Raw genomic sequence first — 9,685 nt, forward strand, 5'->3', positions numbered from 1 at the left:
CGGCGGTCGCCGGCCGGGGTGCCGGCGCCGGGCTGGACGTACACGGCGGCGAGCAGGCGGGCGCGGGCCATCCGGATCACGGGGATCACCTCGGCCGCGAGCACGCAGATGACCGCGCTGGTCGGTGCGAGCAGGTCGTGCCGCTGCCGGACGATCATCTGCGCCGTCCAGGCCGTCAGCGGACTGCTGGTCGGGGGGCCGGCCGGCTCGGGCCAGAGCAGGCCCGCGTCGTCCGGGGACCAGTTCCGGTCGAGGGCGAGCGCCGCGAGGTAGAGCGCCTCGTGGACCGCTTCGTGGTCGGGGTCGGTGGGGTCGTGCTCGCTCTGGCGCAGCTCGCGCAGGGCGCCCTTGGATCGGCCGGCGGCGAGGGCTGTCGCGGCGCGAACGAGGTGGCGCTCGGCCGGCGGTGGGAAGGGGTACCGCACGGGCACGCCGGCGGGCTCGACGCGATGTTGCTCGTGCAGCAGGAGTGCGATGAGGAGCCTTGCTGAGGAAAGCGGCATTGGTGCGGTGTTCCTTCAGGACGACGCGGAACCGGACCCGGTTCGGACTGTTCTGACCCGCCGGAAAATGCTGGCGGAGCCATGACAGTACCTAGCATTCCGTCCTCGGGAAACTTTTTTGGCGGTTCCGTGACGACCTGGTTATGGCATCGAATTTACCTCGTGGAAATGGTCGTCGGTGTCGAGATGATGTAACCACAATTAAGTAGAGAAATGATTTGACTTTTTATTTTCAGACGAGGTCGCCGGGAACGGCGTCGTACCGGCGGGCGAGCTCGGCGATGAGCGGCGTCGACCCGGCGAAGCGGTGGTCGTCGACGGCGGCCACGGCGACGATCCCGCGGGAGTTCGTCACGAAGGCGGCCTCGAAGCGGCCGAGGTCCGTCAGCAGCACCGGCGCCCGCGAGCTGCCCGGCGACCGCTCCAGCAGGGCCATCGTCACGCCGTGCAGGGCCGGCGTGTCCGGCCAGACGATCATGTCTGCGGCGAGGAAGCCGATGTTGGTCGTCGCGCCCTCGGTGATGATGCCGCCCGGTCCGGTGAGCAGCGCGTCGTCGAAGCCGCGCCGGCGGGCGAGGCGACCGTACTGGAGCTGACCGAACGTGCCCAGGTGCTTGAGGTGCGCAAACGGCCGCGTGTACGGCACGGACATGAGTCGCTGCGGGGCCGCCGGCGGTTCGGCAGGTGCTCCGACCGCGACGATGAGCCGCGTCGGGCCGCCGTCCGCCGCGCCGGCGACGACGACCCGCACGGTGGCGTCGCGGGTCGAGGCGGCCAGTGCCGTCCGGATGCGGGCGCGCACCAGCTCGCCGTCGAGCGGCGAGTCGTAGAGCTCGCGGTTCGCCGCGTCGAGACGTTGCAGGTGCAGGTCGAGACCGCGGGTTCGGCCGGCGCGGACCTGCATGACCGTGAAATGGCCGTGCGGAACCAGGGCCAGGGCAGGCGCATCGCCGGGGGGCACGGGACACCCGTCGATCTCGACGCGCAGGAATGCCGGGCTGATCACTCCGGTCAGGATAGCCAGCCGGTGCGGGGCGCCCGATCGGGCGCCCCGGGCGACGAAGGCCGGCGGCGGGTTCGCTAGCGTGCTCGTGCCGCGCCCGTCGTCTGGCGGGCCGCCCGTCAACGAATGGAGTGGCCATGTCCGACCTCGCCGTCGACCCCACGGCCGACCCGGCCAAGATCGTCAGTGGTCTGTCCGCCCTGTCGGAGCGGGAGATCTCCGAACTGCTGGCGGGCCCGGCCGGGGAGGGCATCCTCGACGAGATCTTCCGCCAGATGCGCGACACGTTCCGGCCCGAGCAGGCGCAGGGCGAGAACGCGCTCATCCGTTTCGCCCTCACCGGCGGCCCCGGCGGTGGCACCCGCGCCTACGAGCTGCACATCGTCGACGGCACCTGCGTTTTGGCGATCGAGCCCCCCGCCGGCGTCGGCGCGGCGCCCGCCGACCGTGCGCTGACCATCACCACCGACCGGGTCCGCTTCGTCCGCGTGCTCATCGGCCAGGTCAGCGGCGCCAAGCTCTTCATCACCCGGAAAATCAAGATTGACGGCGACCTGAAGTTCGGCGGCAAGGTGATGTTCTGGTTCGGGCTCAAGCAGGACGACTGAGCCACCCTGCGCCCGGTGCCGCCCGCCCCAGGGTGACGTACTCCGTGTGCGGCACGTATTACTGTCGGTTGACGGCGGTGGTGGATGGCGAGGCGCGCGGCGGCTCCGCGGTTCAGGGAGAGTGGATGGTGGGCGGATGGTACGGCTGGTGCTCGACGGCCGGGCGTACGACCTGCCCGCCGGGACCGACGCGGCCGCGCTTCGCCGCCGCGCCGAGGCGGTGATGAGCGGCCGGGCCGGCAACGCCGGGTTCGACCGGATGACCCTCGCGGACGGCAACGTCCTGGCAGTGAACTGGCGCGCGGTGGGCACCGTCCGCGTCATCGAGGCGGGCTCGGAGGACGACGCCTGACCGGCGCAGAGAGGAGCCGGTGGAGTGCCGGGGTGGAGTGGAGTGCCATCCGGTTAGAGGGCGAACTCGGCCGGCTCCAGCCCGAGGGCGAGCGCCGCCTCCCGCACGACTGCCTGCTCGCTGGCGACGAACTCGCCGTCGATCAGCCCGATGACCTGCCCGATCCGCACGACGGCGGCGGCCTGCGCCACCCGGCCGCGCACCTTGATGATCTCGGCCAGGGCCGCGCGACGGCCGGCCGCGAAGTCCGCCGTCAGCCGGTCGAGGTGCGCCTCGAACAGCCGCACGGTGTCCTGCTCGGGGAACTGGGACAGCACCGGGTCGGTGGCGGCGAAGCCGAGCAGCCCCTCCCGCTCGGTCGGGTCGATGTGCCCGTCGGCGGCGGTGACCAGCGCGCATATCGCCACCGCCGCGTCCCGGAAGGCCAGCGTCCGCAGCTCCTCGCGGCGGGTGAACAGCTGGGCCCGCAGCGAGGCCAGCGACGGCAGCCGCCGGTTACCTCCGGCGGGGTCCAGTCCGCGCCACAGCGGCCAGCCCTCGGCCAGCCAGCGGCGCACGACCTCGGCCATCGACAGGGGGCGCAGCCGCGTCGCGAGCAGGACGTCGATGTTCACCGGGACGAGGGTGTGCTCCCCCCAGCGGGACGGGGTCGGGATGCTGGCCGGCCAGATCCCGGCGAACAGCACGCTGAGCACATGGTCCGTCGCGGAGTTCGGGGAACGGCCGGTGATGGAGCCGTCATGCTCGACCGCGCCGACGAACTGCCGGGCGACGACCCGCGGCCCGGCGAGCCGCCCCACCTGCCGCTCGAGCGCGTCGTCGGCGCTCTCGCCGCCGACCACCGGGCCACCGGGCAGCACGTGCCAGACGTCGTCCGGCGGTCGTGCCAGCAACACCCGGTCATCGATCCGCAGCAGCAGCCGGACATCGAGCCCAACAGCGGCCTGCACTGGCATACCGACTCCACTTCCGAAGACGCACCGCACAAGATGGGTCACGCAATGACGGCATCATCTCCCAGATGACCCGAAGACCCGACCCGGTGGTTCGGCTGCGTCACCTCGGGCCCCACCAGCCCACGGAACTGCTCCGGAAGGCGGCCCGCCGGATCCCCGGTTTCCGGCCTGCCGTCGGGAGCCCGCGCCGGCGCTGGCGGCTGGGGACCCGCCCGCCCGCGCCGGCGGGGGTTGGCGAGAAGACGGCTATACCTCGCAAGTCCGTCAGCGTGCCGACGTGCCCAGGGTCGTAGCGTCGACGTCGAACCGTCCCGTTCCTTCCCCGGCTCCGCGGTGTGCGCGGCTCGGCGATCCCCGCGGCTTGGTGATCTTCGTGGCTTCGTGGCCGGGCGGTGCCCGTTCCGGCGAGGTGTGTTGCGTGAACTGCTTGCTGTGCTCCCGGCCGCCGCGGCCGGCGTCCGAGGCGTCCCGCGAGGCGAAACCGTGACCAAGTTCCTGCTCAGCGTGCATGTCCTGGCCGCGATCGTCGCGATCGGACCGGTCGCGGTGGCGGTGAGCATGTTCCCGCCGGCCGCCCGCGCGGCGCTGGCCCGTCCGGGCGACGAGCACTCCGCCGGCGTCGCGCGGGTGCTGTACCGGATCTGCGGGATTTACTCGGCACTCGGCCTGCTCGTGATCGTGTTCGGGTTCTTCACCGCGCAGCGCCTCGACGTGCTCGGTCAGATCTGGCTCATGGTCGCGATCGCGCTGACCGGCCTCGCCGCGCTCGTGCTCGCCTTCGCGGTCCTGCCCGCGCAGCGCAACCTCATCGACGAGATCACCACCGCCGCGGCCGCCCACGTCGCTGGCACCGACAACGCTGGCACCGACAACGCCGCCACCGGTGGCGGTGGCGCCGAGGCATCCTCCGGGGACATGCTCGTCTCGGCGATGGACCTGCCGACCGCCGACATGCCGACCGCCAGCCTGCCCGCCTCGCGGGTGGCGGCGGCCCTGGACAGCGGCGCGGCGACCGGGAACGGCTTCGCGCTCGCCCGCACCAAGCGCCTCGCGATGACCGCCGGCATCTTCAACCTGCTCTGGGCCGCCGTCACCGTCCTGATGATTATCCGTCCGGGCTCGACCACCGGCGTCTGAACCGGTGCACGTGCCCCCGCCCGATGGGACGATTCGTCCTGGGTGAGGTGACGGCGACGGAGGGGGAGGACGCCGGATGGGGGAGGCGCTGGACACGGTCAAGCGGGTGCTGGCGGCGTTCGATGCCGGTGACGAGGCAGCGGTCCGGTCGCTGCTCGACGCCGACCTCGTCGTGGAGGCCCCCGGCGGGGTGCGCATCGAGGGCCGCGACGCCGGCGCCGGGTACAGCGCCGCGTTCCTCGCCGCGTTCGACGACGCGGACGTCGACACGCACATCCTCGCCGAGCAGGGCGAGCTCGTCGTCGAGGAGTACACCCTCACCGCCACGCACACCGGCGTCCTGCGCGATGCCGACGGCACCGAGCACCCTCCGACCGGGCGGCGCATCACCTTGCGGGTCGTCGAGGTCTACCGCGTCCAACGCGGCCTGATCACCGAGAACCGCCTCTACTTCGACCAGACCCTGCTGGCCCGCCAGCTCGACCCCGCAGACCAGCCACCCCCCTGACGGTGCAGCCCCGCCGCACGCCTGTACGGCGCGGGTCGGTACGGCGTGGCGCGGTCGGGGCGGGGGGCGGTGCCGCCGACGTGATGCGGTGCGTTGTGCGCATTTTCGGGGTGCGGACCGTGCAAAACGCACCGCAACGCCGCGCGCGACGACGGACGCCGTGGGTCGATGTTCGACGGCCGATCGGCGCGGACATACTGCCTTGCGGAACCCGGCGAACCGGACAGGTCCGCGACCGGGACAGGGCGAAGGGCGGCACATGCAGTTCGACGACGAGTCGGTGGACGCCTCCGAGCTGGAGGATCAGCGCGGGGGCGGGGGACTCGGCCGGGGGCTCGCGGTCGGCGGCGGTGGGGCCGGCATCCTCGGCGTGGTCATCTACCTGCTCGTCGCGGTCCTCGGCGGCGGCGGGCCGGACTCGGCCGGGTCGCCGTTGTCGCAGCCCGGCGGCGGCACGTCCGGCGACGTCGCCCGGCGGTGCAACGTCGCCGGGGCGATCGACCAGTACGACGACTGCTTCGTCCTCAAGGCGTTCAACGAGATCAACGAGGTGTGGGGCGCCCAGTTCGCCCGCAGCGGCCAGACCTACACCAAGCCGCGGCTGGTCTACTTCTCGCAGCCGGTGCGCACCGGCTGCGGCACGGCGTCGTCGCAGGTCGGGCCGTTCTACTGCCCGCCGGACCGCAAGGTCTACATCGACCTGGGCTTCCTCGACCAGCTTCAGCGCAACTACGGCGCCCAGGGCCGGTATGCGCAGGCGTATATCGTCGCGCACGAGGTCGGCCATCATCTTCAGACGCTCACCGGGACCGAGGCGCGGGTCCGCCAGGCCCAGCAGGCCGACCCGTCCCGGGAGAACCCGCTCAGCGTCCAGCTCGAACTTCAGGCCGACTGCTACGCCGGGGTGTGGAGCACGCTGGCGAACAACGCCGGCAACGTCACCATCGGCGAGGCCGACCTCGACGAGGCCCTCGGCGCCGGGCAGGCCGTCGGCGACGACCGTATCCAGGCGCAGGCCGGCCAGGTCAACCCGGAGACCTGGACCCACGGCTCCGCCGAGCAGCGCAGGGACTCCTTCCTCACCGGCTACCGCGGCGCCACCATGGCCTCCTGCGGCACCGTCCCGCACGCCTGACCAGGCAGCGCCCGGTCCCTCGGCAGATCCCGCGCCCGGTCCCTCGGCAGGGCCACCTCGATCCCCGTCGGGTGGCCGTCGGGTGACTCGCGCGCCGCGGCCGAATCCTGTACGGGTGCGGTGGGGTGTGGCGAGCAGCGGAGTTGTGGCTAATCTTGTTCTAGATTGTGTACATGTAGATTCTCCGGCGGACGAATTGCATGCCCGCGAAGGCCGACTGTATACGGAGGGACGCTGGCGGGTGGTGCCCCGTTCTGCTATCTTTGACCCGTTCTCGGGACGAGAATTGGGGGGGGGACACTCCAGGAGGTGTCCCAAGTTTTTGGTTCCGGTCCCATCCCGCTCGGCGGGGCGCGGATGCTGCTGGCAGCCGATGCCCACTCCGGTTGCATCAGCGACGCGACACTCGGCCAGCTGGCTGGCATTCTCGGCTACCTGGCCTTCTCCGACACGGTCGTGGCGTCGGAACACTCGGCCTGGAGATCGCCCTCGCCGTCGCGATCTCCATCTGAGTCCAGTGGCGCGTCGATTATCGCCGATGACATCGTTTCCGCTGGTGGGCCTGTGGCGGCTACGTTCTCATCGCCGCGCACACCGTGCCTGCCAGCAGGGAGAAGCACTGCAGTCTGATCGTCACCGCGATCGCCGGGACCGTTGCGCTGACCCTGGTGGCCCTCGCCATGCGATTGGCCTCCTCGGTGCCTTGGCCGGACGATTCGCCGTGCACGCCGTCCGCTGGCTGTGGGGCTCGGGCGTGGACCGCAATGACGGCGCGCTCACCGGTCCGACGACGCACGCGATCGGCACCGACGGCCCCATCGGCAGCAGCCTCGACCGTGACCCGCCCTCACGGCGCGCGGACCGACGCCCGGCGGGCTCACGTGGGGACGACCGCCGCCGACTGGACCCGGTTCGGACCCGCCGAACGCCGCCAGCGGCACCGCCTGGCGCCGGCGCTGCCTGTCGCCGATGCCCCGCCACCCATGGACAGCCGGTCGGGTGACCCCCTCCCGGGATTCGTCCCGGCACCCGGCCGGCCCGCCTTGCCGCTGCCGCATCCACGCCCACCAGCGCGGCAGCGGCAGGGAGCCCCCACCTCGCAGCGCACCGTCGGGCGCTGTCCGTCGGCTAGTCACGCAGCCGCTGCGTCGCTTCCCGTCACACGGGTCGGCGTGCGGCTCAGCCGATTCTCGGCCTCGGGTGCGAGGGTGATCGGGTGCGGCGCTGCGGGCGGCGGTGGGACCGACCGGTCCCACTATCGGCTCGGTCCCGTTACCGGCGCCAGGAGGGATCGGCGGGCATGCGGGTGCTGGTGGTGGAGGACGACGCCCGGCTGGCGGAGGTGCTGCGCGCCGGGCTGACCGCGGAGGGGTTCGACGTCGACGTCGCCCGTGACGGCGAAGACGGGCTGTGGCAGGCCAGGGAGGGGGCGCACGGCGTCATCGTCCTCGACATCCTGCTGCCGAGGCTCAGCGGCTACCGGGTGGTGGCGGCGCTGCGCGCGGCCGAGATCTGGACGCCGGTGCTCATGCTCACGGCCAAGGACGGCGAGTTCGACGAGGTCGATGGCCTGGACGCCGGTGCCGACGACTACCTGCGCAAACCCTTCTCGTTCGCGGTGCTGGTCGCGCGGCTGCGGGCGCTCGGCCGGCGCGTGGCGACCCCCCGGCCGCGGATGCTCGGCCACGGCACGCTTGCCCTCGACCCGAGTCCGGCGAGTGCACGCTGAACGGCGAGCCCGTCGTGCTGCAACCACGGGAACGGGCGCTGCTCGAGGTGCTGCTGCGCCACCGCGACCGAGTCGTCGCCAAGGACCGGCTGCTGCATGCCGTGTGGGGACTCGACACCACCGGGGACGCCAACGTCGTCGAGGTCTACGTCTCGGCGCTGCGCCGCAAGCTCGGCGCCACCCGCATCGCGACCGTGCGCGGCCTCGGCTACCGACTGGTGGACCCGGATGCCTGACCCCGTTCCCGGTCCCCGCCGCCGGTGGGCACAGCGTCTCCGTCGTCGCCTCCGGGATGAGAGGCGGCTGCGGGTGCGGGCGTTGCGGGTGCGGCTGACTGCGGCGGTGACGGTGCTGGTGCTGGCGTCGGTCCTGCTCGTGCACACAATGTCCCGGACGCTGCTCGGCCGGGCCGAGACGGCTGCGCGGGCCGAGGTCGACCGGGCCGCCGACGCGCTTGCCCACGGCCGACCCCTCGACGACCGGGCCGCCGTTCCCGCCGACTACATCACCGTGATTCAGGTGCTCGACCCGTCGGGACGGCTGGTCGAGCAGCTTCCCCCACCGACCACGGACCCGGCCGCCACGGCCGAGCGGGCCCGGGCTGGCGCGGGCGAGACCGGCGCAACTGGTCCGGACGGCGCAACCGGGGCAACTGGGGCGGGCGGTGCGGACGGTGCACACCCCGGACGGGCCCCGCACGATCCGTGCGGTGTCCCGGCTCGGCCAGATCACCGCGAGCGTCCATTTGGTGCAACGCGCCCTGCTCATCGCCACCCCGCTGCTGACGATCCTCGTTGGGGCGCTGACCTGGTTCGCCGTCGACCGGGCGCTGCGGCCGATCGAGGCGGTCCGCCGCCGCGCCGAGGTGATCAGCCATTCCACCCTCGGCGAGCGGCTGCCCCAGGCCCGCACCGGCGACGAGGTCGAACGCCTCACCGCCACCCTCAACGCGATGCTCGACCGGCTCGACGCCGCCGCCAGCGCCAGTTCGTCTCCGACGCCTCCCACGAGCTGCGCACCCCGCTGGCCGCGATGCGTGCCGAGCTGGAGATCTCCCTCGCCTATCGGGGGGACGCCGGCTGGCGGCCCGCCGCCACCCGGCTGCTCGACGACCATCGCCGCCTCGACCGGCTCACCGGCGACCTGCTCCTGCTCGCCCGCGTCGACGACGCCCCGGCGCCCACGGCCCGTGGCGCGCCCGTGGACCTGGTCGCGGTGGTCGCCGGCGAGCTGGGGGCGGTGACCCGCGTCCAGCCCACCGCCGACCTCGCACCGGCGGTCACGATCGGTGCCGAGGCCGACCTCGTCCGCCTGGTCCGGAACCTGCTCGACAACGCCGACCGGCATGCCGCGACCACGGTCGCCATCCGGCTCCGGCACGTCGGGGGCAGTGGCGGCGGGTCGCCGCCCCCGATCGGGCCATTTCGTGGATGGGCGGTGCTGACCGTCGACGACGACGGCCCGGGCATCCCGGCCGTCGATCGGGAACGGGTGTTCGACCGGTTCGTCCGCCTCGACGACGGCCGGGACCGCGACAGCGGCGGCTCCGGCCTGGGCCTCGCGATCGTTCGCGGCGTCGCCCACCGTCACGGGGGCACCGTCACCGCCACCGCCACACCCCTCGGCGGCGCCCGCTTCGAGGTCCGCCTGCCCGCGGCATAGGTGCGCCCGGTGACTGAGCCTTTCCCGGTAACGTTTTGTCGTTTTGCGTGACATCAATGTGGTGTTGGTGTGTTGGGTTTCAGGCGGTCCTG

The 9,685-nt window shown here is 72.6% G+C and carries 10 protein-coding genes and 2 pseudogenes; 9 read left to right on the forward strand and 3 right to left on the reverse strand.

Annotation, left to right across the window (positions count from 1 at the left end; all coding sequences use genetic code 11):
- Positions 1-503: pseudogene (locus G6R25_RS17935) on the reverse strand (hypothetical protein); the annotation flags it as partial.
- 232 nt (positions 504-735) lie between these two features.
- A complete protein-coding gene (locus G6R25_RS17940; RefSeq protein ID WP_235948924.1) occupies positions 736-1,509 on the reverse strand; it encodes an aminotransferase class IV in 774 nt (257 codons plus the stop codon).
- Positions 1,510-1,643: 134 nt separating this feature from the next.
- Here G6R25_RS17940 and G6R25_RS17945 point away from each other — a divergent pair, with 134 nt between their 5' ends.
- Both G6R25_RS17945 and G6R25_RS17950 read left to right on the forward strand, forming a co-directional pair.
- Positions 1,644-2,114: an SCP2 sterol-binding domain-containing protein gene (locus G6R25_RS17945; protein ID WP_163553908.1), complete on the forward strand. Its 471-nt coding sequence runs from the start codon at positions 1,644-1,646 to the stop codon at positions 2,112-2,114.
- Positions 2,115-2,250: 136 nt separating this feature from the next.
- Positions 2,251-2,466: a hypothetical protein gene (locus G6R25_RS17950; RefSeq protein WP_163553909.1), complete on the forward strand. Its 216-nt coding sequence runs from the start codon at positions 2,251-2,253 to the stop codon at positions 2,464-2,466.
- Positions 2,467-2,519: 53 nt separating this feature from the next.
- On the opposite strand, the gene G6R25_RS17955 is transcribed toward G6R25_RS17950, so the two are convergent.
- Positions 2,520-3,422, reverse strand: coding sequence for a TerB family tellurite resistance protein (locus G6R25_RS17955; RefSeq protein ID WP_163553910.1), 903 nt, complete (start codon positions 3,420-3,422; stop codon positions 2,520-2,522).
- 483 nt (positions 3,423-3,905) lie between these two features.
- On the opposite strand from G6R25_RS17955, the gene G6R25_RS17960 reads away from it, so the two are divergent.
- From G6R25_RS17960 to G6R25_RS29835, 7 genes and pseudogenes are all read left to right on the forward strand, one after another.
- On the forward strand, positions 3,906-4,559 hold the full coding sequence (locus tag G6R25_RS17960; RefSeq protein WP_235948927.1) for a protease: 654 nt from the start codon (positions 3,906-3,908) through the stop codon (positions 4,557-4,559).
- A 76-nt stretch (positions 4,560-4,635) separates the two neighbouring features.
- Positions 4,636-5,067, forward strand: a complete 432-nt coding sequence (locus G6R25_RS17965) for an ester cyclase (RefSeq protein ID WP_163553911.1) — start codon at positions 4,636-4,638, stop codon at positions 5,065-5,067.
- A gap of 259 nt (positions 5,068-5,326) precedes the next feature.
- Positions 5,327-6,202 carry a KPN_02809 family neutral zinc metallopeptidase gene (ypfJ, locus tag G6R25_RS17970; protein ID WP_163553912.1) on the forward strand — a complete coding sequence of 292 codons (876 nt, stop codon included), beginning with the start codon at positions 5,327-5,329 and terminating at the stop codon, positions 6,200-6,202.
- Between the two features lie 1,300 nt (positions 6,203-7,502).
- Positions 7,503-7,931, forward strand: a complete 429-nt coding sequence (locus tag G6R25_RS31820; protein WP_336501716.1) for a response regulator transcription factor — start codon at positions 7,503-7,505, stop codon at positions 7,929-7,931.
- A 14-nt stretch (positions 7,932-7,945) separates the two neighbouring features.
- Entirely contained in the window at positions 7,946-8,167 is a 222-nt protein-coding gene (locus tag G6R25_RS31825) for a winged helix-turn-helix domain-containing protein (protein ID WP_336501717.1), read from the forward strand.
- A 437-nt stretch (positions 8,168-8,604) separates the two neighbouring features.
- A pseudogene (locus tag G6R25_RS29830) lies at positions 8,605-8,841 on the forward strand (sensor histidine kinase); the annotation flags it as partial.
- The gene (locus G6R25_RS29835; RefSeq protein WP_336501718.1) at positions 8,739-9,593 is read left to right on the forward strand and encodes a sensor histidine kinase; all 855 of its coding nucleotides are present in this window, start codon (positions 8,739-8,741) and stop codon (positions 9,591-9,593) included. The pseudogene G6R25_RS29830 and the gene G6R25_RS29835, both read left to right, overlap by 103 nt.
- Positions 9,594-9,685 lie beyond the last annotated feature (92 nt).

The sequence above is a fragment of the Candidatus Frankia alpina genome (assembly GCF_902806485.1).
Classification (GTDB): domain Bacteria; phylum Actinomycetota; class Actinomycetes; order Frankiales; family Frankiaceae; genus Frankia; species Frankia alpina.

Bases quoted from the DNA above. Each gene is read 5' to 3' on its own strand.
- ypfJ (WP_163553912.1), top strand. From the start codon at position 5,327: ATGCAGTTCGACGACGAGTCGGTGGACGCCTCCGAGCTGGAGGATCAG.
- G6R25_RS17955 (WP_163553910.1), bottom strand. From the start codon at position 3,422: ATGCCAGTGCAGGCCGCTGTTGGGCTCGATGTCCGGCTGCTGCTGCGG.
- G6R25_RS31820 (WP_336501716.1), top strand. From the start codon at position 7,503: ATGCGGGTGCTGGTGGTGGAGGACGACGCCCGGCTGGCGGAGGTGCTG.
- G6R25_RS17965 (WP_163553911.1), top strand. From the start codon at position 4,636: ATGGGGGAGGCGCTGGACACGGTCAAGCGGGTGCTGGCGGCGTTCGAT.
- G6R25_RS17945 (WP_163553908.1), top strand. From the start codon at position 1,644: ATGTCCGACCTCGCCGTCGACCCCACGGCCGACCCGGCCAAGATCGTC.
- G6R25_RS17950 (WP_163553909.1), top strand. From the start codon at position 2,251: ATGGTACGGCTGGTGCTCGACGGCCGGGCGTACGACCTGCCCGCCGGG.